This is a genomic window from Treponema sp. Marseille-Q4132 (assembly GCF_014334835.1).
Lineage (GTDB): Bacteria > Spirochaetota > Spirochaetia > Treponematales > Treponemataceae > Treponema_D > Treponema_D paredis.
Genome location: NZ_CP060591.1, coordinates 559,751 through 582,310, shown reverse-complemented (window position 1 = coordinate 582,310; position 22,560 = coordinate 559,751). Strand labels below are relative to the sequence as shown.

The window sequence follows — 22,560 nt, the reverse complement described above, 5'->3', positions numbered from 1 at the left end:
ATTATTTCAGCGAATCGATTTCCGAAATCCATAAGGCAGCGCTCGCATCGCTCGGCATGCGCCAGTCGCTCCGCGGGGAGAGACTTACCGAGCCGACTTTTGCGCCGTCGGGCATGCAGGAACGTTTGAACTGCTGCGAAAAAAAGCGCCTGTAAAATATGCGGAGCGTGCGGAGTTTTTCTTCGTGCGTGTACGGGAGAGAGGCTTTGTCCGCGAGAAATAAAATTTTTGCAGGTGAAAAACCGAAGCGCAGCATATAGTACAAAAAGAAATCGTGCAGTTCATAGGGACCGAGTATGTCTTCGGTTTTTTGCGAAACTTTGCCCCGTTCGGAAGGAAGCAGTTCGGGACTTACAGGGGTTGCGAGGATGTCGTTCAATACGGCCGAAAGATTTTTATTGTCCGTGCTGTCCGCGCAAAATCGCACCAAGCGACGGACGAGGGTTTTCGGAACCGAGCCGTTGACGCCGTACATCGACATGTGGTCTCCGTTGTATGTACACCAGCCGAGCGCGAGTTCCGACAGATCGCCCGTGCCGACGACGATGCCGTTTATTTTGTTTGCGATGTCCATGAGCACTTGCGTGCGCTCCCGCGCCTGAGCGTTTTCGTACGCAGCATCGCGCAGGCTTTCGTCCTGACCGATGTCGCGGAAGTGGACGCGCACCGCTTCGGCGATGTTGATCTCCGTGAGGGCAACTCCCGTTTCCTTTGCAAGTGTGCATGCGTTGCGGTAAGTTCTGTCGCTCGTGCCGAAGCAGGGCATCGTAACTGCGCGGATCCCGCTTGCATTTAAACCGCAAAGACCGAAAGCTCGGACGGTGACGAGGAGGGCGAGCGTCGAATCGAGTCCTCCCGAAAGACCGATCACGGCATTTTTTACGCCCGTGTGGCGCATCCGTTTTGCAAGCCCTTCGGCCTGTACGGTAAGTATGTCGTTCCACCGTTCGCTTTGCCCGCTTTCGTCGCTCGGAACAAAGGGCGAAGCGTCGATCGTTCGGAAAAGAGGTGCGTTTTTCGAAAAAGCTTTTGCACGCGACAAAAGGTCGACGGAAATTTTCCGGTATGGCCGCGTATTTTCGTTTTCCGCACAATCAGAAAACGTCGTCTCTCTCCGCCGCTCCAAAGCGAGCCGCTCGATGTCGATATCGGCAAAACAAATTGTATCGTCGAACGATTTCGATTCGGCGATGATCGTTCCGTTTTCGGCGATGATCTTGTGAGAAGCGAATACTGCGTCCTGCGTGGATTCCCCGTGTCCCGCATCGGCATAGACATAGGCGCACAGCGTACGTGCCGACTGACTTTTGACGAGGAGCCTGCGGTATTCGGCTTTGCCGACCGTTTCGGAGCTCGCCGAAAGATTTGCGATAATCGCGGCGCCCGAAAGCGCATGGTATGAAGAGGGCGGGACGGGCGCCCGAAGGTCTTCGCCTATTTCCAAAGCAATCGCACAGCGTTCATCGTCCGTATCCGAGATGAGGATATCGCATCCGAACGGAACGGCCGGATGTGCTTTCGAAAAATATACCGTTTCGGCTTCGGCATTTTTTGGGAGCGAAAACCATCTCCGCTCGGAATATTCTCCGCTGTTCGGAAGATAGGTTTTCGGTACGAGCGCGAGGATTTTTCCGGCAAAGATAAAGGCCGCACAGTTGTACAGCGATCGGCCGGATGCGAAAGGAAGACCGACTGCGATGAGAATCGGAAGGGAAGCCGTCTTTTTTGCGATGCGCTCCGTTTCGCGGATAGCCGCCTCTTGGAGCGTCGTTTGCAAAAAGAGATCGCCGCACGAATATGACGTTACGGCGAGTTCGGGAAATACGATGAGAGATGCGCCCTGTGCGTCCGCTTTTTTGCATGCGTCTATGATGCGATTTGCATTTGCCGTGCAGTCCGCAACGACGGTTTCGGGACTCGCGGCCGCCGTACGAAAAAATCCGTAATTCATACGTACAGTGTAGCACCCGAAAGCTAAAAGCGCAATGCGGCTGTTGCCGCGCGCGAAACGGATTGCCGCCGGAACCTTATAATTTTGTTTATACGCAAAAATGTCGATTTTGAACACGGTGCTGGGTGTTTATTCTAAAATTTCATACAGTGAATTAAATCCGTTTTCAATAATGGAAAGTCAAAAACTGAAATATAAACTTTATTTCGTTTTTCACTTAACAACTGCTTATGTCGCACACGGCTTGACCGCGTGTCGACTTACGAAGCTTTGTTAGATTTTTTTACACTTTTAACAACACTTTTTCCTGTTTTTTTGGTACTGAAAGTTTAGAATATGTAATGATTTTCAAGCCCATTCCAAGGCTGTCAAGATAATCTATTAAAGTTGAAATTTTCATATCTTTTCTTTTTTCAATTTTTGAAATAGAAGATTGAGTAAAATTTGCCATTTCTGATTGTTTTATATTATGTTCTTCTCGAAGCTGGGCAAGGCGGATAGACATAATATCCTGCTCGGCTTTTATATGAGCACGTCTTACTGCTTCCGGAGACATATTACTTTCCATCATTTTGATTGCGTCTTTCATTTTTCCAACTCCTTCTCATGTTTTTCGATGATTACTTCGGATTCAGCGATTAAATTCCTTGTAAAATTTATCTTGATCTTTTCTCTTTTTGTCTCCACCAGTCAGCAGAAATGCTTTTCTGCCGGAATCAAAATAATAGGAAACTCGTAATATGTGTTGTTGAGTTTGATTTCTAAGCTCTTTTGAGGTTCTTATATTTTTTTGAACCACGAAGAACATCTGCATAAGGACGAGGAAGATTATGGCCGTACTGCCGGAGTAAAAGCACTCTCTGTAATACGGCTTCCTTACATTTTTCGTCCAGAGTCAGAAACCAAGCATCATATTCATCTGATGCACCGACATCCCACATGATTTGATTATATGCACTAAAGTGAATATTTGTCAAGATAAAAAGAGACCGGCTTGACCGTTGTATTTTTTAGATGGGAGAGTATAAATATCACGTAGTATTTATATCGAAGTACCGAAGAAAAAAATTGTATGGAGTGATAAGAAAAAAATTAGAAGAATTGCATCGTTTGACAGGACAAAAGGAGAGTAAAATTTTGGAAGGCCATATGCTGAACGATCACATACGTATATTAATCGAGATACTGCCGAAATATTCGGTTGCACAGGTAATAGGATATATCAAGGGAAAAAGTGCATTGTATAGCGCAATGCGGTTGTTACCGCGCGCAAAACGGATCGCCGCCTGAACCTCGACTTGGGCATAATCTTATTTATTCGTGCGGAGGGTTTAACACCCCGACGCTTGCGTCGTAACAAAGGGTATTAAAGCCGACTGCAACCACCTTATGAGAACAACATACCCCGACGCTTGCGTCGGGGGTGTTGATTTAATAAATGTAAGATCTCTCTTATCTGTTTACCTGAATAAAGAGCGATCGGAAATTTAATTATTGTATTTTCAGTTTTTATTTTCATTGATAATACAGTACGACCGCGGCTCCACCAACCTTTACAAAAATGTCCGATTTCAGCTTCTTTTATCATGTCGATTTTAATTACATATATAATTTTAAACCATTCTTTTACATACAGAGTATTTTCTTTTATAAAAAGCCTGTTTCCGAAAAAATTAAAAATAAATATTAGTGAAAATGCGGTATATACTATACAAACTCCAAAATAGAAGATCGAAAATTGTTTTATCAAATCATAAACGGCATAGGGGACAAGACAAATCATAAAAATGCCTGTTATTAAACTTATTATTCCGTGTGTGTTTTTTGGGAAATATTTTTTTTCCATAATTTTAATTTCCGTTCGGTTTCTATACTTTTATCCAGCCTGCAGGGCCATAGGTCTATCATTGTTTTAACCCGAAAATCAGCTTGACCGCATGTCGGCTATGAAGTTTTGTTAGGCTTTACAATTCGCTTTATAGAATTCATATGATTTGATATATGATTCTATAATCCAATCGTATCCGTTTATATTTCGACATTTTATCAATGTTTCATAAAAATCGTCAAACCTTTTGTTTTCAAAATATAATAGCGCAAGTTCAAAATTAACAGATACGGCTTTCGGATTGAATCCGCAGATAAACTCTAAAACATCGATTTCTTTTTCAAGCAGATAATCTTTGTAGGCTTCTTTAGAATAAAAAGTTTTCAGATAATCCATAGCTATGTATAAACATAATTTATTATTAATTGTGTCCGGCATTTTTGAACTGTGAGATAAAAAATCCTCACATAACAGTTTTTTCTTACTTAAAAAAACAGTTGTTTTATTAAAAATTGTTTCGTTTTTACTCAACTGATTTATTTTGATTTCCTTTTCAATCAGTTCATCCGGTTCGGAAATTATTTTTATATAGTCTCCCGGTTTTAATGTTTTTAAAAGAGAAGAAAGAAATTTATTTGAAAATTTTCCGAATAAAAATGAGAACATAAAAGAAATTACCGAAAATAAAAAATATATAAGACCAAAATTATCATATTCTTTTCTAATTTCGATCTGAAATAGAATAAAAAACATGATTCCGATAATAATCAAAAGATTTTTTAAAATTGAAAATAATTTGCGCCCTTTATGTATTATAAAATATTTAAATGAAGATGAATAATCTATTCTGCTTAATATTTCCTTTATAAATTCATCTTGTTCCTTTTGGATGAATGTAGTTTTATCTTCTAAAATTTCCGGGAGTAAACCGATTGTTTCGAGAATTTTTTCCTTTAAAATATTGTAATCTATATTTTTATTTGGAAAAACTTTTTGTGTTATCCAATAATATATTATTTCAATTTTATAATCATCAGTTTCTTTCTTGTCCGTATTCTCAGCTTTATTCTCGTCAAAAGGTATTCTTTGTGTTTGATCTTTCACGGCATCATCATTTTTATTCTGTGGTATATACACATTAGAATTTTTCTTGTTTGTTTTGTAAAAATATAAAGAAAAGAAAAAAGTAATTACTATGATAATAATAAAATGTAGGTAATCCATCTATCAAGCGATTTTTTCTGAGAAAGAATGACTGTTTTTCCTTATTTCAGCAATTACTTCAATTTTGCTGCCGTTCTTTACATTGTTATCTTTTACCCAAAGAGAAGGAATTCTAAAACCGAGACTGTTGCCCATTTTTGAACTATCCTCTGCATACTGTACCTTCGTATATTCAGTGTATATACTGTATAATCTCGGCTGTCAAGGGAAATGAAAAAAAGAGAGCGCCCGCCATTATAATAAAAAAAATGAATATGAGAATACGAGAAAAATGGGGATATTTTATTGTAACTCTGCCGACGTTGTCGGTCATGTGTCTCGGTGGAATGTATCACAATGACTTGATTTTTTCGGTTGGTTGTATTTTATGGATTATCAATGGAATATTCGCTTCTCGGCTCTATAATCTTGTTTTTTATGATGCAAATACGACATGCGGCTTTTATGCGGGGAAAGCTGCGCTTGAAAACGGGTTTGATCCTAAAGCACAGAACGGAATAATATGGGATCCGAATAATTATAAAATTTCTGATATCTACAAAATGTATCCGAATAACAGGACAGTAAAACCGCAAGCGGGGACGGCAGGATTTGTATTTTATACCAATAAGCGCGGAACATACAGCAGATATATGGAATTCTACGATTACCGATACGGAGGTGAGACCTATACGCGATATGAATTTTTTATGGATTCAATCGGCAATAAAGACAGAATATTTATTCAAGAAGCAAGGATAACCGATGAAAAACCGTATAAGCGTTTTGTGCCTCTGGAACCGTTTTAAGAGGGCGGATTGTATAGTACGTAATATTAATAATTATTAATAATTTAAGGAAATTTCAGTAAGATATTTGATTAGGGAAATAATATGAAAGTGCTGATGAACTATATTGAAATGAATATCATACCGGCGGCATTGATTTTTATATTATTTGTAATAGTAAAGGATGAAAAGGCTTATAAAAGAATCAAAGAAAAAAACACCGCCATTTACATTGCGATAATTTGTTATTGTATTTCGTTGGTTGTCGGATTTATAAAGTTTTTGCGATCTTGATCATATTAACGAAACGATATATTGACGATTCCTTTTGTTGTATACTATACCGTAATTATGGAGCGGAAAAAATTATTCGATGATGAAATATCGGATCGCGGACAGGAGTATTATGAACAAGACGGAAAATGCTGCTTTTAAAAATGATGAAAATAAGACGGCGAGCAGTAATGAATCCAGTGCGGCTTTTTCGATAAAAGAACTTGTTGACAATACCGATAGTGAGGATATCAGGGCGTTTTTGATCAATGCGTTGACAGACGATCCGATGCTTTTGCAGCAATTTAAATTAAAAATGCGCTGCGGAATTTCAAGCGATGATTTGAAAATATATAAACAGGCAATCGACAGGATTGGTAAATGTTATGCCGATAAATACGGGTATATTTCGTATTATGAATCTCGCGGGTTTTATAACGAGCTGTCGGAATTTTTGTAAAAAACGATCATTGTAAAAAATATATCGATTTAAGCGACATCCGAAAATATTATGTAGATAAATGTATACGAATGAAGCGATATGAAGAGGTCGTACGGAAAAAGGCCGCATATACTTCGGATCGGGGTGTCTATCAGGAGATAGCCGATTTGTTAAAAAGAATGAAGCGCTATCCGGGCGGCGAAGACCTGGTTCAAACGCTTATCGCGGAATTCCGCAGCGCCTATCGGCGGCGCCCCGCAATGATGCAGGAATTGAATAGGGTGTAGGGATATCATGGCTGTGTTGGAATGCACGGATGATTTTGAAGTAAAATGTACCGGACTCTCGCTGTTTGACGACGATTTGACAAAGCGCGTATCTCAAAATATAATATCGTCTGGTATAATCAAATTTACAAAATCGTCCGATAATAGAGTATGGTAGTCTGTATTGTCAGACGATTTCCGACGGAATGATATAGGAGTGTATAAAAAGTGCCGCCAAAATAGCGTCGGCACTTTTTACCGCGAGTTTGCGTTGCAAACTCGGTTATTTAACGTGCGCGCTCCGCTCGAAACTTCGCGCTGACGCGCTTGTTGCGAGTACGCACACGGCTAAAACGTTTTCGGAAGCTGATGCTTCCTGCAAAAGTTTTTATAGGAGTTTTGCATGAAAAAGGGCTTGGTAGTCTGTATGTGTTTCGGACTGCTTTTGGTGTTTGCGGCGCCGGCTTTCAGCCAAGATACGCTGCAGACGCAAAAGAGCACCGAATCGTTTGTGATCGACAAATTCAACAGCGAAGGTGAAAACGAATGGACGTGGGACGTCAGCGCGAGCCGCTATATCGCCGACGGCTATCCGAAAACGGGGTACTTTGACGGTATTCCGAATTCGCTCAAATACTTGCTCAAAGACGGCAAGGACAATCAAAAAGTACTCGGTGTGCAGATCGCGTTTAAACGGAAGGGCGACAACTGGTTTGAAGTGTATCCGGTAAAAGACGGCAAAGCGTATGAAATCCCCTTTGTCGGAACGGTGACGCAGATCGATTTTTGGGTGTGGGGAGCGCACTATATGTACTTCCTCGACCTGCTTGTCAGAGATGCCGACGGCCGCGTTCACGCGCTTCCCGCAGGCAACCTCGCATTCGACGGATGGAAAAACATGGTCGTTTCCGTTCCGGGCTGGATACGGCAGCATTCGAGGTCGAGCAGCGGCCGGGACGCGATGTCGTTTCTCGGTTTCAGAATCCGCACGAGTCCCGAAGAATTCGTCGATTCGTATACGATTTTCTTCGATCAGTTGAAATACGTTACGAGGGCGCTTGCGAATATATTTGACGGTTACGAACTCAAAGATGCGGATTTCGGTAATTCTGCGGAGGGCAAATAAATGAAAAAAAATATACTGGCGATTTGTGCCGTACTTGCAGGCGGTTTGGTTTTTGCCCAGAATTCGAGCCTCTTGGAACCGACGCCCGAAACGATCGGAGCGGATTCCGCCGCTATGGCGCTCCGTGAAATAAACGTCGACAAATTCGAACGCGAAGGTTCGTGGGACGTTACGATTTCTTCGGATTACGGTGTCATTACGTCGCGCCTTTTCGACGGAAATCCCGCGATGAAAGATACGCTCGAAGAAGATAAGGGCAAGGAAGACGAAGATTCGTTCGTATACGGCGTAAAAGTCGAATTTTTCCGCCGCGGCGTCAATTCTTTTTACATCACGTCGGTTCGTCCGCTGCCGGTCGAAGGCATTGCAAAAACGATCAGCGTGTGGGTGTGCGGACGAAATCAGGATCATCATCTGACGGTACTCGTGCAGGATATGTTCGGACGCAATTACGAGTTGTACATGGGAACGCTCGGTTTTGCCGGCTGGAAAAAGATGACGGCCGTCGTTCCGCCTTCTCCGGACGGTGAACACGGTATCGTACAGCAGAGCGCATTTTACAACAGCCGCCCGGGTTTGCGCATCGTCGGTTTCAGAATCGACTGCAATCCGATGCAAGCGCGAGGTTCGTACTATGTGTATTTCGATGCGCTCCGCGTCGTCACCGACTTGTACGATTTGCAGTACCGCGACGAAGACGATATGTCCGATAACTGGTAAGCGCTTTCGCGTGCAATAATTCCGATTTTTATACGGCGGCATCTTACGGGGTGCCGCTTTTTTATTTATCTGATTCTATAATATCTCGGGCGGGAAATGTCGTTTTCGGCTTCGATGAGCTTCATGTGTGAAAGCACCCACAGCATGAGATTGGCTTGCGCTTTTGCGGAAGCGGGAAGATCCTTGTTTTCGGCAAGAGAAGAGGCGATATCGCGGGTGCAAAAACGCGGCAGGCAGGATTCGGGGATGAGTGAAAGGTAGTCGCTCGCTTTTGTAAATGTGTGCGTTTCGAATATCGTTTCGAGTTTTTTGTCGGTTTTGTTCCAATTTTTTAAAAAACGGCGCCGCCCGTTCGGCGACTGTACCGGCGTTTCGCTTTGCATGCGGATTTCGCTCATCGCGATTTCGAGTACATCGAGCGAAAAGCGTTTTTTTAAAAGCACGGGATAGAGGCCGGTGAGTTCGCGGAATATGCTGTAGATCGAAGCGCGGACGGGACTTTTCCGCTTCGAGAGAAGCACTCCTTTTTCGTCATACACTTCGATATATTTGATTCTGACGACGGGATAGACGATTTTAACGCATCTCCCGCTTTTTATCGCGCCGAGCGTTTTTACGAGCAGCGACGAAAGGTTTTTCGTCTGTATTTCGGTGATGTTTCCGAGAGCGTCGACGACATCGTAAATTTTTCCGTCGATATTCACTTCCGTTGTACAGCCTTTTTCGAGCGCATACAGCAATTTTAAAGAGCGGTGGAGCGAGCTTTCGTTGAGCGTATTTATCATTATTTATTGAATTCCACAATACAATTATATAGCTAATCGGCGAATATTGCAAATTTCTTTGTAAAAAAGGGCGTTTTATCCGTTGACATTCGGTATTTTTATTATAAAATAGTTGCTAAGTGGGAATTACTGGGGAAAAGTGGTAGGCAGTGGCATGAGTATGCTGACAGGGGAATTTCGGAATACGCTTGACGAAAAGGGAAGAATTCTCTTTCCCGCCAAACTGCGTTCCGAACTTGCAGGAAACGTGCTCATCGTGACGCAGGCTCTTGACCGCTGCCTATGGCTTTTTACTCCGGAAGAATGGAAAACCGTTTCTTCGAAACTCATGGAAGCCGCGTCTCCGTTCAGCGAAAAAAACCGCCTCGTACTCAGGAGGTTTATCGCGCCGGCGCAGGAACTTGAGTTCGATAAATCGGGGCGGCTTTCGATCCCCCAAAGTCTGCGCGAATATGCCGCGCTTTCCAAAGACTGCATTTTGCTCGGCGTCAGCAAATACATCGAGCTGTGGGACGCGGAAAGTTATCGGCACTATATCGAGGAAAGCGAAGCGTCGTTCCGCGGGGCTGCGGAAGAGCTCGGCTCGATCTTTTTTTAGCGCAGGGGAGGAAAGCGCATGGAAGCGATTCATACGCCTGTTTTGCTGCAGGAATGTCTTGAACTGCTTGCCCCGTGCGGCGCCGAAAAAGCGGTCATGTGCGACTCGACGCTCGGTGAAGGCGGCCATTCATTCGCATTTCTTTCGCAATTCCCGAATATTAAGATAATCGGCATCGACGCCGATGCGGGCATTTTAGCGCGCGCAAAAGAGCGGCTCGAATGCTTCGCGGAACGGACGATGTTTTACAACGGTTGGTTCGACGATTTTTATGCGTCCTACCCTGCGGATTTTCCGAAGCCCGATATCATTCTGTTCGATTTGGGCATATCGATGTATCACTACGAACTGTCGGGCAGAGGGTTTTCGTTCCGCTGCGACGAAGCGCTCGATATGCGTCTTACGCCGTCGGGAGGAAAAAGCGCCGCCGATATCGTAAACGGTACGGAAGAAGGGGCGCTTGCCGATTTGATATACCGCTGGGGCGAAGAAAAACTGAGCCGCAGTATAGCGCGTGCGATAGTGAAGGCGAGGGCGAGCGGGGAAATCCGTTCGTCGAAAGCGCTTGCCGATATTATTTACGATGCGGCGCCTCCGCAATACCGGCACGGATCGATACATCCGGCGACGCGCACTTTTCAAGCGCTCCGCATTGCGGTAAACGGAGAGCTTGCGCGGCTTCCGCGCTCGCTGCACGATGCGTTCAACGATTTGAAGGCGGGGGGAAAGATGGGCGTGATTACGTTCCATTCTCTCGAAGACCGCATCGTAAAAAATTATTTCCGGAATCTCGGAAAGGCCTGCGTCTGTCCGCCGGAAGCACCTGCTTGCCGCTGCGGAGGGACGCCGTGCGCCGAAGTGCTTACGAAAAAACCCGTAAGACCCTCGGCGGAAGAAGTTTCGAGTAATTCGCCGTCGCGGAGCGCGAAGCTTCGCGTCGTACGAAAACTGCGCGATGCCGAAGATGCGCGGCGCTTAAGCACTGCCGTATGATCTGGAGCCGATAAATATGTGCGCATTTGCGCACGATGCGAAAACTTTTTCGGAAATTGCAATTTTCTGCAAAAGTTTTATGGGAGTGGGTATGAAACGAAAATACGGCCGAGTACGCGAAACTCTTGTCGTCTGCCTCATCGCTCTTTCGATTCCGCTTTTACTTATCGCGGGCGGCATGCAGTCGAGAAAATACGAAGATTTGTCCGACGAAATTTCGGCGCTTGAAAAAAAACAGGAAGCGCTCGTCGAAGAAAATAAAAAAATCGTCACGGATATAAGCCTTTTGGCGAGTACGGAACGTATTGAAAAGATAGCCGAAAACGAACTGGGTATGCATAAAGCGCAGACGGACGATATCGTCCGAGTCGAAATGAAGGGGAATGGCAGTGCAAAGTCTGATGGAACGAAATGAGCTCGTCGCTGCCGTCCGAGGTAAAAGTGTCGGACGCGGCACAAGCGAAAGCCGATTTTGTTTTTCCTCAGTTACGACCGACAGCCGCTTCGTCGTCCCGGGCAGTCTTTTCGTTCCGCTCGTCGGTACCGTGCAAAACGGCCACGCCTATATTCCCGAGTCTCTTGCAAAGGGAGCATCCGCTGTCTTTATCAACGAAAGCGAATATTCAGACGACGAACGCGCGTATTCGCTTTTGGCGGAAAAATATCCTCTCGTGTTTTTTGTAATCGTCTCCGATACGCTGTACGCGCTGCAGGATGCGGCGGCAGCCTACGTTGCAAAATTTCCGCGCTTAAAAAAAATCGGCATTACGGGATCGAGCGGAAAGACGACGACAAAGGAACTCGTCGTTGCGGTCTTAAAACAAAAATATCGAGTCGTTTCGAGCGACGGCAATTTCAATTCCGAAACGGGGCTGCCGCTTTCCGTTTTTAAAATCAGGGATACGGATGAAATCGGCGTATTCGAAATGGGCATGAATCGACCGAACGAAATCGGGGAAATCGCGCGCGTTTTAAAACCGCAGTACGCCCTCATCACGAATATCGGAAGCGCGCACATAGGCATACTCGGCAGCAAAAAAAATATCGCCGCCGAAAAGCGGAAAATATTCGATTATATTCCTTCAAGCGGCGCGGCCTTTGTTCCCGCGTCGGACGTTTTCGCACCGTTTTTAATCGAAAACTGCAAAGGACAAATCGTCTATTTCGGAAAGGACGTGAGCGCCGAAAAAAGCGGCGTCTCTCTCGTGTCCGACGAGGGTCTTGCAGGGACGGTTTTTTCCGTCGGAGGGGAGCGCGTACATTTCAAGCTTCCGGGCATGTACAATTATGAAAACGCTCTTGCAGCCGTCGCCGTCGGAAAATATTTCGGCGTAAGCGATGCGGAAATCAAAACGGCTCTTTCGTCTTTCGGCGGCGTTTCGGGAAGGAGCGAAAGCGGGGTTGTCGCATTGAAAAACGGAAAGCGCGTTACGCTCGTCAAAGACTGCTATAACGCGAACGCCGAATCGACAGCCGGCGTTCTCTCGTTTTGTGCGTCCGCAAAAGACGTCGAGCGGAGGATATACGTACTCGGCGATATGCTCGAACTCGGAGAGGCGTCCCGCGACGTGCACGAAAAAGCGGGCAGAGATGCGTGCAAAGCGAATGCATATAAAATCGTATTTATCGGCACGGAGATGAAATACGCTTACGATGCCGCTCTCGCTTCGGGCTTTACGGGCGCGCTGTATATTGCAGGCGCTTCCGAAAACGCGATGCATGAAGCGGCGGAGTTTATCCTTGCAAACGCTTCCGACGGGGATTTGCTCCTTTTGAAGGGTTCCCGCGGTATGGCGCTCGAGCGGATCGTTCCGCTCATTGCGGCGGAGGGGTGCGATGCGTGATTATCTTTTTCTCGCCGACAGACCCGTTTCGCCGTACCGAAAAAGTGATTCCGCTTTTATCGCATGCGTTATCCTTTTGTGCGGTTTCGGTATTTTTGCGCTTTTCGTATGCTCGCAAAACTATGCCGAGCGTATGTTCGGCAATCCGTTTTATTTTGTAAAGCGGCAGCTCGTGAGCATCGTCGCTTCTCTTGCGGGATTTTTTTTGTTTGCGAGCGTGCGTATAAAAATTATTAAAAAGATTTTGCCCGTTTTCGTACTCGGTGTGATCGTGCTCTGTCTTTTGACTTTCATTCCCGGCATCTCCGTTGAAAGGAACGGCGCGCATCGGTGGATACGTATGCCTTTTGCATTTACCCTGCAGCCGTCCGAATTCGCAAAATTTGCACTCATCCTCTTTCTTGCGAATTTTTTTGACAAGCAGGCGCGTATCGAAAATCCCGATGAAAAATCGGTACTGCCGGCCGTCATCGGTTTGACTTTCCTTTCGCTCCTTGTGTTTTTTCAGCGCGATTTTTCAACGAGCGTTTTTATTTTTTGTATAGGTCTGTTGATGTTTTTTGCGTCGGGCGCAAAGCTTACGTGGCTTCCGCCTGCGCTCCTGCTCATCATTCCGGCTCTCGTCTTTATGATTTTGCAGGAGCCGTACCGCATCGAACGCATTATCGGATTTTTGCGGCCGGAAGAACACGTGCGCACGTATAATTATCAAAGCATTGCGGCAAAGCGCGCGATCAGTTCCGGCGGATTTTGGGGCAGCGGCATCGGGAGCGGCCTCGTGTGGATAAACAGCATTCCCGAAGTGCAGGCGGACTATATATTCGCCGGCTGGGCGGAAGCGATGGGATTTTTCGGCGTGCTTTTGTACTTTGTCATGCTCGCAGCTTTCGCATGGCGAGGATTGAGGTCGTCGTTCGTCTGTAAAAACCGTTTTGCCGCCTATGCGTCGTTCGGCTGCGTCGCCGCAGTAACGCTGCAGTCGCTGATGAACTGCGCCGTCGTCTGCGGGGCACTTCCGGCGACCGGCATACCGCTGCCGTTTTTTTCGCTCGGCGGTTCGTCGATAATCGTAACGTTTTGCATGTGCGGCTTTATCGTCAACGCGTCGCGTTGTACGGCGGAAGAAGACGAAAACGAATTTGAAGATGCCGTTTATGAGGGAACCGATGAGTGATGTAAGTATGGCGGGTTTTGCCGCCGGAAAAACCGAAACGAAAAACGATGTAAAGACGAAAATCGTCGTCACACTCTTTTTTGTTTTTTGCGTAATTTTTTTGATCGAAATCGCCGTCTATAAATTCGCCCTTCCGAGCATGCACGCTCCGAAGATCGTCATCGGCGGGGAACGATCGCTTTCCGACGAACAAGTGCGCTCTCTCTTGCAGCCGATGTACGGTGCCAACTGGTTTTCATTCAACGCCGAAGAAGCTGTTTCTATTTTATCGTCGGTGCCGCTGATCGATTCGGTTACCGTGACGAAGCGCTTTCCCGACAAAATATTCGTGCGCATCGCCGAACGCGAAAGCGTCGCGATGACTTTCGTTTCGTCTGCGGGAAGAAGCATTCCCGTGTGCATCGATAAAAACGGAGTGCTCTTCGACGATGCGGCAGTCGACAGAAAAAGCGGAGCCGTTCCGATTATCTCAGGGCTTCCGATAGAACACCTTTCGGAAGGTATGCGGATCCCTGCAAAGTACCGCACGCTCATCGAACAGATTTCGGAAATTCAAAACCGCGACAGACGCTATTTCGCCGCGCTCGCGGAAATCTGCGTCGTTCCGAAAGAATACGGAAACTACGAACTCGCTCTCATTCCTGCGCACACGAGGATGCGCGTACTGACCGACCGCGCATTGAACGAAGACGCGTTACAGTATATGATGGTCGTGCTCGACGTCGTCAATTCGATCGAGCCTGACGTATCGGAAATCGATTTGCGTTACGGCTCCGTTTCTTACCGGACGCGCTGAAGCGAGGATGAGCAGGTATGATTGTCGGTCTTGATATCGGTACGAACCATATACGCGTCGCGATCGGAGAACTGAACGATTCGGGCGGCATTGAAATCGCAGGGACGGCTTCGAGAAAGTCGGCGGGACTCCGAAACGGAGTCATCGTCAATATCGAAGACGCCGCCGCCGCGATAAAAGAAGCGGTTGAAAACGCCGAACAAAATGCCGGAGCCGAAGTGACCAAGTGCGCGATCGGCATCGGCGGCACGCAGATCGAAGGTTTGAATCAGAGGGGCATAACGCCTGTGACCGAACCCGGGCGGCCTCCGAGGGAAGTGACGAGGGGCGACATAGAGCGGGCGATCGATAATGCACGCGCGGTTTTTATTCCTCAAGACAGAGAATTGCTGCACGTCGTCGCGCAGTCTTTTACCGTCGACAATTTGAAAAATATTAAAGATCCGACGAATATGATGTGTGCCCGTCTCGAAGCGGACGTGCATGTGATCACGGCGTCGAAGACGACGATACAAAATATCAAACGCTGCGTGAACCGCGCGGGCTACGAATCGTCGGGCATTATGCTGAAAACGCTCGCAGCGACGCAGGCGGTCGTTCACGACGACGAAATGGATCTCGGTTCGATCCTCATCGATATGGGTGCGGGAACGACCGACGTACTCGTGCTTTTGGGAGGGGCGCCCGTGTGCACGGTATCCATCCCCGTCGGCGGGAACCTCGTTACAAACGATATCGCGATCGTAAAGGGTATACCGGTGTCGGCAGCGGAAAAGATCAAAATCGAATCGGGATGCTGCTTTATCGACAATATCGAAATCGACCGCGAAGTGATAATCCCGGGCGTCGGCGGAAGGGATCCCGAGCTTACGACGCAGACCGAATTGTGTACTATCATTCAGCCGCGCGTCGAAGAAATTTTTTCAATGGTGCGGAGCGCCGTCATCAGCAATTCGAATATCCGCCGTCTTTCGGGCAATATCATCCTGACCGGAGGAGGCGCGCAGATGGAAGGCGTGGTCGAATGCGCGCAGGCGGTTTTCGGAACGAGTGCGGTGCGGATCGGTACGCCTGAAAAACTCGGAGGCGCGGAAGCCGAATACCGGCGCCCCGAATTCGCTACGGTGATAGGGCTTGTGATTGCAAATAAAAATGCCGTTCAGGAAAAGAACAGCCGTAAAAATAAAAAACTTTTTTCGTCGGAAGAGAGCGGAAAAAAAGAAAATCTGTTGACAAGGTTGAAAAAATCATTTTTCTGAGGGGAAAAAGGGTTGGGAGGAAAACATGATGGATTTTTCGGTGATCAATGAAAGCGGTACCGCCCTCGATGCGGTGAGCCCCGCGGTTATCAAAGTCATCGGCTGCGGCGGCGGCGGATCGAATGCGGTAAACCGTATGATCGATGCGGATATCGCGAACGTCGACTTTATCGTACTGAATACCGATGTGCAGGATTTGAACCGATCGAAAGCCGAGACGCGGCTGGCTATCGGACGGAAGATTGCAAAGGGACTCGGCGCCGGAGGCAATCCGAAAGTCGGGGAAGAAGCCGCAGAAGAAGACAAAGAGGCGATCGCCAATTTGCTCCAAGGCACCGACATGGTTTTTATCACGGCCGGTATGGGAGGAGGCACGGGCACGGGATCGGCTCCCGTTGTCGCACGCATCGCGCGCAGTCTCGGCGTACTCACCGTCGGCGTCGTTACGACTCCCTTCGAATTCGAAGGACCGGTACGCATGCGTCAAGCACGCGAAGGCATCAACCGTTTGCATGAAAACGTCGATTCTCTCATCGTCATTCCGAATCAGCAGCTTTTAAAAGTCGTCGATAAAAATATGCCCATACGGCAAGCTTTCCTCGTCGCGGACGACGTTTTGCGTCAGGGCGTCGAAGGCATTTCGAATATCATCACAAAGCCGGGCGACGTGAACCGCGATTTTACCGACGTCAAAAATACGATGCTCGGACAGGGAGAGGCGATTCTCGGCGTCGGTCATGCCACTGGCGAAAACCGCGCCGTCGACGCTGCGACAAAGGCGATTAAAAATCCGCTGCTCGAAGATACGAGCATAGACGGAGCGAAGAGCGTTCTCATCAATATCTGCTCAAGCGGCGACATATCCATGCTCGAAGTGTCGGAAATCATGAAAGTTGTCAGAGCCTCCATCGATCCCGGTGCCAATATTTTGTGGGGACAAGCCATCGATCCTTCTCTCGGCGAAAGCGTCAGCGTTACCGTCATTGCAACCGGATTTCATACAAGCTTTGAAAGAGGAGCCGACGAAGACGCATCTTCATCCGCTTCCGTTTTGCGCGATTCGTCCGTCGTTACGAGCGATGAATTTTCGGACATACTCGGCGGACGCGGTTTCGAGAGCATGCGGAAAAAGCTTTCGTCCGCCGCTGAAACGAGCCTTTTCGATTCAGTCGATGCGGATGCCGAAAAAGTTCCCGTTGCGGTCGGCGCACCTTCCGTCCGCGAACAGGCGAATCAAAAAATCGGCTCGCTCGGAAAAGCGCTTTCGGCTTCCGTCCCCCGATATTCGGCGAGCGGCATAAAACCGCCTGCGGGATTTACCGGAAGCAACGACATCGCACAGCCGGCGTGCTGGCGGACGAGCGGACGGGGAGAATTGTCGCGGACGATCAGACTGCAGGATTAGAGCGGGACCCGTATGGCTGAAAAGTTGACGATTCCGGTCATACTCTCCCGCTTTTATACGGACATCGTGCTTGTTTTGCGGCGCTCGCAGAAAACGGCGGAAACCTATCGGCTTTCTGCGGGTGAGTTTTTATCGTGGTGCGTCGAAAAAAAAATAAAACTGCACGATGTCGCTTCCCGCGAACTTACGTATTATCTCGTGTGGAAAAAGACCAAAGGCGATACGGAGCTGACGATCGCAAAAGATATTTCGGCTCTGCGCGCTTTCGGATCCTACCTTGTCAGAATCGGTATATGGAGCGAGAATTTCGCGCTCGCGCTCGACCGTCCGAAAGCCGCCCGTCCGCTGCCGCGTGTCCTTTCCGTCACGCAGATAGAATCCTTCCTTTCGTCCATCGATACGTCGGATCCCTTGGGACTTCGCGATGCCGCGCTGTTCGAACTTATCTATTCGTGCGGACTTCGCGCGAGCGAAGCGGCTTCTCTTCTCATGCAAAACGTGCATTTGAACGAACGTATCATCCTCGTGCGAGGCAAGGGCGATAAAGAGCGAATCGTACCCTTCGGAGATGCGGCGAAGGAAAAGCTTTCCGCATATCTTTCCGAAGCGCGCCCGCTTCTTGTCGGAAAAAAAACGGTCGCCGAAGTTTTTGTCAATTACCGCGGCAATCCTCTTTCGCGAAAGGGTTTGTGGAAGCGATTTTGCGGATACGAAGTGAAAAGCGGCGTTCGTGCAAAAGTGCACACGCTGCGTCATTCGTTTGCGACGCACTTGCTCGCAGGCGGGGCTGATCTGCGTTCCGTTCAGGAATTGCTCGGACACGCGGATCTTTCGACGACACAGATTTATACGCACGTCGATGACGAGCAGCTTCGGAAAAATCACGAAAAATATTTTCCGGGCCATGCGGTAAAAGACGACGTATCCGCGCCCTAATCTGCGTCTGCCGCCGGGTGTACATGCGTTCGGCAAAATAAAACGCATCCGTGCGCGATGTGCGTATCTTTGCTCTTCGATTGCCTTGTTTTTGCAATTTTAGTATATATTGATATAGTAAACGGAAGAATCCGAAAATAGAGGTTGCTATGAAAAAAATACATATAACGGCAAGTTTATTATTATTAATTTTAATGTTCGTTTCATGCGGATTGTCTAACGCGGCGGTCAAACGTCTGCAGCAGACGGAAGAAGGCGTTTCGTCTCCGACGACGATCGACGAATACAAAGAGGCTATCGCAAAATACGAAAAGCGCGTCGCGGATATAACGCTTGCGAACGAGCAGATCGGCATTTGGTATAAGATACTCGGCTCGCGTTATATCGATTTGAAAATGTGGGGCGAAGCGCTTTCGTGTTATCAAAAGGCTATCGAATATTATCCGACAAATCAAAACCTCTATTACTATGTCGGCGTGTGCGCAGGTTATATGGCGCATTCGGCGCTCGATTACGATGCGACGGGCAGCACGGCAAAAAAATATAATTATTTGAAATTGTCGGAGTCGGCATATCTCCGCGCGATAGCGATCGAAAGCCGCTATGTCCGCGCGCTCTACGGGCTCGGCGTGCTCTACGTGTTCGAACTCGGCGAAAGTAAAAAAGCGATCCCCTATCTCAAAACGCTTTTGACTATCGACACGGGACATACCGATGCGAAATCCGTGCTTGCGAACGCGTATTACCGTATCGGAGATTTCCAAGCGTCGGCGGCCATGTACGATTCGATTATTAAAACGACGAAAGATAAAGAGAAAAAAGCGCTCGCGGAAGAAAATAAAAAAGTCGCTTTGGATGCGGCCTATGGGCGTTGAGAGGGAAAAATATTTTCTTTCTCTGTGTCTCGCAGGCGTATCCTTTTTGACGCTGCGCGAAAAAAATATTTTACTGAAGAAGCTTGACAGCGCCGCCGCCCTTGCGCTACTGTCTATAGACGATATCGCAATGCTTGTCGGAAGAACTTTTCGATCCGCCGTGTGGAACGGCCCTTCGTGCGTGCGCGAAGCGGAAAAGGCCGAGAAAATTATTAAAGCGTTCGGCATCGAAACGATTTTAAACGGGGAAGCCGCATATCCCGCCCTTCTTTCGGAAGCGGAAAATGCGCCCTTTATGCTTTTTTGCCGCGGGAACGCATCCTGTCTTTCAGGCGAAACGGTTTCCGTCGTCGGAACGCGGCGCATGACGAGAGAAGGAAAAGAAGCTGCTTTTTCGTTTTCGCGCGATGCCGCTCGAAACGGAGTTACGGTCGTGTCGGGTCTCGCGTACGGAATCGACGCATCGGCTCACGCGGGAGCCGTCGATGCCTGTTTCGATGCGATGGAAGCGGGGACTGAAAAAAATTGCGGAAAGACCGCGGCGATCCTTCCATGCGGAGCGGATATGATCGTTCCGTCTTCGCATAAAAGGCTTGCGGAAAAAATTATTAAAACGGGCGGGGTTCTCGTAAGCGAATATCTTCCGGGAGTCCCTGCCGAAGCGTGGAGATTCGTGCACAGAAACCGCATTATCGCGGCTCTGTCGCCTGCGACCGTCGTCGTCGAATCGCCCCCGGGAAGCGGCGCGCTCATTACGGCGCAGTACGCCCTCGATTATAACCGCGACGTGATGATTCACGAAGCGGCGTTTTCAGTTCCTGCTAAGGCGGTTTCGCGGCAGGGGCGGCTCGAGCTTGAAAAAAAGATCGAGAGGGGAGAAGCCGCAAAAGGAAAAGCCGAGCGGACGGCGGAAAAATACGTCGCCGACGGCGCTCCGGTTATAAAAGATTATGCCGATTACCGCCGCTGCCGCTCGGAATCCCCCGGTGCGCGAAGCGGCGAGCCCTCTCTTTTTTAAGAGGGCGGAATTTTGAAAAATTGCGAGGGCAAGTTTTTTAAGCTGCCCTTATACAAGTGCGGTGCGGAACGCCGTGCCGGCGCGTTAAAATTTTTATGGGAGAAAGCTATGGCTGATGCAGCAAAAAAACGTGCTTCAAAAACAAAAGAATCGACGCTCGTGATTGTCGAATCTCCGGCAAAAGCGAATACGATCGAAAAATATCTCGGCCCGGGCTATACGGTAAAAGCGTCCATGGGGCATTTGATCGATTTACCGAAGTCGCGCCTCGCGATCGACGTCGAGCACGATTTTCAGCCCGAATACATCACCGTGCGCGGCAGGGCAAAATTATTAAAAGAGCTGCAAAAAGATGCGAAAAAATCGACTGCCGTTCTGCTTGCAAGCGATAACGACCGCGAAGGAGAAGCGATCGCATGGCATTTGAATAAGGCGCTGAAAGAAAAGACGAGCGCTCCGATCAGCCGCATCGTATTCAACGAAATTACGCCGATCGCGATCAAAGAAGCGGTCAAGCATCCCGACGAAATCGTGGAAAGCAAAGTGAATGCGCAAAAAGCGCGGCGCGTGCTCGACCGTCTCGTCGGCTACAATTTAAGTCCGCTTTTGTGGAGTAAAGTGAAAAACGGTCTTTCGGCCGGCCGCGTGCAGTCGGTTGCGCTTCGTCTCATCTGCGAGCGCGAAGAAGAAGTGGAAAATTTTCTGCCCGAAGAATATTGGACGCTCGATGCGGATTTTGTAAAAGGCAAAACGACGTTTACCGCTCAGCTCGTTTCCTACAAGGGCGAAAAGGCCGAATTGAAAAACGAAACCGAAGTCAATAAAATCATCGACTTGATAAAAAATTCCGACTGTACTGTCGCGAGCGTAAAAACGACCGACAAAACGGTAAAACCGAAAGCGCCGTTTACGACGTCGAAATTGCAGCAGGCGGCCGCAAACCGCCTCGGCTACACGTCGAGGAAAACCATGCAGATTGCGCAGCAGCTCTACGAAGGCGTCAACGTCGGCGAAAGCCGCGTAGGTCTCATTACGTATATGCGTACCGATTCCGTGCGCATTTCGCAAACCGCTCTCGACGAAGTGCGCTCGTGGCTTTCAAAAAATTATCCCGACGATCTTCCCGAAGAGCCCGTAAAGTATGAAGTCGGAAAAGCGGCTCAGGACGCGCACGAAGGCATCCGCCCGACCTACGTGTCGTATACGCCCGATTCGATAAAAGAATATTTGACGCGCGATCAGCTTCGCCTCTATTCGATCATTTGGGAGCGCTTCGTTTCGAGTCAGATGAACAACGCGAAGACGCGGACGACGAGCGTCGAAATTGCTTCGGGCGATGCGGTTTTCCGCGCATCCGCAAGCAAAATAGTCGACAAGGGTTTTTATCATGTCATCAAACTCCTTTCATCGAAAGAAGATAAAACCGGAAATCTCCCGTCGCTGAAAGAAGGCGAAAAAATCGCGTGCGAAAAATTTTATCCCGAACAGCACTTTACTCAAGGGCCCGCGCGCTACACCGATGCGTCCATCGTTCGAACGCTCGAAGAAAAGGGGATAGGCAGACCTTCGACTTATGCGCCGATCATTTCGGTTTTGCTCGACCGCTATTATGTGACGCGGACGAATCGTCAGCTCGTGCCGACTGTCCTCGGCCGCATGATATGCAAAATCCTCGTCGAATCGTTTCCGAACGTCATCAACGAACATTTTACCGCGGAAGTCGAAAACGATCTCGATAAAGTGGAGCAGGGCGCTCTCGTGTGGAACGGGATGATAAAAGATTTTTACGGCCCGTTCAAAAAACGCGTCGACGACGTGATGGAAACGCAGGAAAGCGTCAAAGGCTTTCTCGATGAAAAAACCGATATCGTGTGCGAAAAATGCGGAAAGCCCATGGTCAAAAAACTCGGCCGCTTCGGATATTTTCTCGCCTGTTCGGGATTTCCCGAATGCCGCAATACGCGTTCGATCCCGCTTGCGAAGTGCCCGATGCCCGGCTGTGACGGAGAGATCGTCGCGCGGAAAACGAAGGGAAGAGGCAAAGAATTCTACGGCTGTACGAATTACCCGAAGTGCAATTTTATTTCGCATTTCAAACCGATCGATCAGTATTGTCCGAAGTGCGGATGGTTCCTCGTCGAAAAATACGACAAAAAAAACGGCACGTATAAATCGTGCATCAATCCCGATTGCACCTTTTTGCACTCCGCAGACGACGCGGCGGCTTTCGAAAAAGAGTCGGAAGACGCTCCCGACTCTCGGCAATAGCGCAGGGTAAAC

At 48.0% G+C, this 22,560-nt stretch carries 24 protein-coding genes and 2 pseudogenes; 18 read left to right on the top strand and 8 right to left on the bottom strand.

Annotated elements, in window-relative coordinates; all coding sequences use genetic code 11:
• Position 1: 1 nt before the first annotated feature.
• The 4 genes from H9I35_RS02700 to H9I35_RS12430 all read right to left on the bottom strand — a co-directional run bounded on the left by H9I35_RS02700 (position 2) and on the right by H9I35_RS12430 (position 2,892).
• Positions 2-1,951 carry an NAD(+) synthase gene (locus tag H9I35_RS02700; protein WP_187420102.1) on the bottom strand — a complete coding sequence of 650 codons (1,950 nt, stop codon included), beginning with the start codon at positions 1,949-1,951 and terminating at the stop codon, positions 2-4.
• A 283-nt stretch (positions 1,952-2,234) separates the two neighbouring features.
• The gene (locus H9I35_RS02695; protein ID WP_180486499.1) at positions 2,235-2,540 is read right to left on the bottom strand and encodes a helix-turn-helix domain-containing protein; all 306 of its coding nucleotides are present in this window, start codon (positions 2,538-2,540) and stop codon (positions 2,235-2,237) included.
• A 42-nt stretch (positions 2,541-2,582) separates the two neighbouring features.
• Entirely contained in the window at positions 2,583-2,759 is a 177-nt protein-coding gene (locus H9I35_RS12435) for a type II toxin-antitoxin system RelE/ParE family toxin (protein WP_252722745.1), read from the bottom strand.
• Positions 2,713-2,892, bottom strand: coding sequence for a hypothetical protein (locus tag H9I35_RS12430; protein ID WP_252722769.1), 180 nt, complete (start codon positions 2,890-2,892; stop codon positions 2,713-2,715). Before H9I35_RS12430 ends, H9I35_RS12435 begins: the two co-directional genes overlap by 47 nt.
• A 73-nt stretch (positions 2,893-2,965) precedes the next feature.
• Here H9I35_RS12430 and tnpA point away from each other — a divergent pair.
• Positions 2,966-3,202, top strand: a pseudogene (gene tnpA, locus H9I35_RS02685) (IS200/IS605 family transposase); the annotation flags it as partial.
• A gap of 136 nt (positions 3,203-3,338) precedes the next feature.
• Here tnpA and H9I35_RS02680 read toward each other — a convergent pair.
• From H9I35_RS02680 to H9I35_RS02670, 3 genes and pseudogenes are all read right to left on the bottom strand, one after another.
• Complete coding sequence (locus tag H9I35_RS02680) at positions 3,339-3,797, bottom strand: hypothetical protein (RefSeq protein WP_187420100.1); 459 nt, start codon at positions 3,795-3,797, stop codon at positions 3,339-3,341.
• Between the two features lie 111 nt (positions 3,798-3,908).
• Complete coding sequence (locus tag H9I35_RS02675) at positions 3,909-4,883, bottom strand: hypothetical protein (RefSeq protein WP_187420099.1); 975 nt, start codon at positions 4,881-4,883, stop codon at positions 3,909-3,911.
• Positions 4,884-5,005: 122 nt separating this feature from the next.
• Positions 5,006-5,158: pseudogene (locus H9I35_RS02670) on the bottom strand (AbrB/MazE/SpoVT family DNA-binding domain-containing protein); the annotation flags it as partial.
• Positions 5,159-5,251: 93 nt separating this feature from the next.
• Between H9I35_RS02670 and H9I35_RS02665 the strand changes: the two are divergent.
• The 5 genes from H9I35_RS02665 to H9I35_RS02645 all read left to right on the top strand — a co-directional run bounded on the left by H9I35_RS02665 (position 5,252) and on the right by H9I35_RS02645 (position 8,597).
• Complete coding sequence (locus H9I35_RS02665) at positions 5,252-5,791, top strand: hypothetical protein (RefSeq protein ID WP_252722700.1); 540 nt, start codon at positions 5,252-5,254, stop codon at positions 5,789-5,791.
• A gap of 385 nt (positions 5,792-6,176) precedes the next feature.
• Positions 6,177-6,503 (top strand): hypothetical protein, encoded by a 327-nt coding sequence (locus tag H9I35_RS02660; protein WP_187420098.1) that lies wholly within the window; start codon positions 6,177-6,179, stop codon positions 6,501-6,503.
• 71 nt (positions 6,504-6,574) lie between these two features.
• Positions 6,575-6,772 carry a hypothetical protein gene (locus H9I35_RS02655; protein WP_187420097.1) on the top strand — a complete coding sequence of 66 codons (198 nt, stop codon included), beginning with the start codon at positions 6,575-6,577 and terminating at the stop codon, positions 6,770-6,772.
• A gap of 382 nt (positions 6,773-7,154) precedes the next feature.
• Complete coding sequence (locus H9I35_RS02650; RefSeq protein WP_187420096.1) at positions 7,155-7,877, top strand: flagellar filament outer layer protein FlaA; 723 nt, start codon at positions 7,155-7,157, stop codon at positions 7,875-7,877.
• On the top strand, positions 7,878-8,597 hold the full coding sequence (locus H9I35_RS02645; protein ID WP_016520278.1) for a flagellar filament outer layer protein FlaA: 720 nt from the start codon (positions 7,878-7,880) through the stop codon (positions 8,595-8,597).
• Positions 8,598-8,662: 65 nt separating this feature from the next.
• Here H9I35_RS02645 and H9I35_RS02640 read toward each other — a convergent pair whose 3' ends face one another.
• Complete coding sequence (locus tag H9I35_RS02640) at positions 8,663-9,382, bottom strand: DUF8091 domain-containing protein (protein WP_187420095.1); 720 nt, start codon at positions 9,380-9,382, stop codon at positions 8,663-8,665.
• A 154-nt stretch (positions 9,383-9,536) separates the two neighbouring features.
• Here H9I35_RS02640 and mraZ point away from each other — a divergent pair, with 154 nt between their 5' ends.
• The 12 genes from mraZ to topA all read left to right on the top strand — a co-directional run bounded on the left by mraZ (position 9,537) and on the right by topA (position 22,548).
• Positions 9,537-9,980, top strand: a complete 444-nt coding sequence (gene mraZ, locus H9I35_RS02635) for a division/cell wall cluster transcriptional repressor MraZ (RefSeq protein WP_187420094.1) — start codon at positions 9,537-9,539, stop codon at positions 9,978-9,980.
• Between the two features lie 18 nt (positions 9,981-9,998).
• Positions 9,999-10,973, top strand: coding sequence for a 16S rRNA (cytosine(1402)-N(4))-methyltransferase RsmH (gene rsmH / locus H9I35_RS02630; protein WP_187420093.1), 975 nt, complete (start codon positions 9,999-10,001; stop codon positions 10,971-10,973).
• Positions 10,974-11,064: 91 nt separating this feature from the next.
• A complete protein-coding gene (locus tag H9I35_RS02625) occupies positions 11,065-11,388 on the top strand; it encodes an FtsB family cell division protein (RefSeq protein WP_187420092.1) in 324 nt (107 codons plus the stop codon).
• Entirely contained in the window at positions 11,357-12,817 is a 1,461-nt protein-coding gene (murF, locus tag H9I35_RS02620) for a UDP-N-acetylmuramoyl-tripeptide--D-alanyl-D-alanine ligase (RefSeq protein ID WP_187420091.1), read from the top strand. The genes H9I35_RS02625 and murF overlap by 32 nt, the downstream gene beginning before the upstream one ends.
• Positions 12,810-13,991 (top strand): FtsW/RodA/SpoVE family cell cycle protein, encoded by a 1,182-nt coding sequence (locus H9I35_RS02615; protein ID WP_187420090.1) that lies wholly within the window; start codon positions 12,810-12,812, stop codon positions 13,989-13,991. Before murF ends, H9I35_RS02615 begins: the two co-directional genes overlap by 8 nt.
• Entirely contained in the window at positions 13,984-14,787 is an 804-nt protein-coding gene (locus tag H9I35_RS02610) for a cell division protein FtsQ/DivIB (RefSeq protein WP_187420089.1), read from the top strand. The genes H9I35_RS02615 and H9I35_RS02610 overlap by 8 nt, the downstream gene beginning before the upstream one ends.
• A gap of 17 nt (positions 14,788-14,804) precedes the next feature.
• Positions 14,805-16,046, top strand: coding sequence for a cell division protein FtsA (ftsA, locus tag H9I35_RS02605; RefSeq protein WP_187420088.1), 1,242 nt, complete (start codon positions 14,805-14,807; stop codon positions 16,044-16,046).
• 25 nt (positions 16,047-16,071) lie between these two features.
• Positions 16,072-17,451 carry a cell division protein FtsZ gene (ftsZ, locus tag H9I35_RS02600; protein WP_187420087.1) on the top strand — a complete coding sequence of 460 codons (1,380 nt, stop codon included), beginning with the start codon at positions 16,072-16,074 and terminating at the stop codon, positions 17,449-17,451.
• A gap of 12 nt (positions 17,452-17,463) precedes the next feature.
• Positions 17,464-18,387 carry a tyrosine recombinase gene (locus H9I35_RS02595; RefSeq protein ID WP_187420086.1) on the top strand — a complete coding sequence of 308 codons (924 nt, stop codon included), beginning with the start codon at positions 17,464-17,466 and terminating at the stop codon, positions 18,385-18,387.
• A 149-nt stretch (positions 18,388-18,536) separates the two neighbouring features.
• Positions 18,537-19,262, top strand: coding sequence for a tetratricopeptide repeat protein (locus tag H9I35_RS02590; RefSeq protein ID WP_187420085.1), 726 nt, complete (start codon positions 18,537-18,539; stop codon positions 19,260-19,262).
• Entirely contained in the window at positions 19,252-20,280 is a 1,029-nt protein-coding gene (gene dprA / locus H9I35_RS02585) for a DNA-processing protein DprA (RefSeq protein WP_187420084.1), read from the top strand. Before H9I35_RS02590 ends, dprA begins: the two co-directional genes overlap by 11 nt.
• A 108-nt stretch (positions 20,281-20,388) precedes the next feature.
• The gene (gene topA, locus H9I35_RS02580; protein WP_187420083.1) at positions 20,389-22,548 is read left to right on the top strand and encodes a type I DNA topoisomerase; all 2,160 of its coding nucleotides are present in this window, start codon (positions 20,389-20,391) and stop codon (positions 22,546-22,548) included.
• The last annotated feature ends 12 nt before the right edge of the window (positions 22,549-22,560 follow it).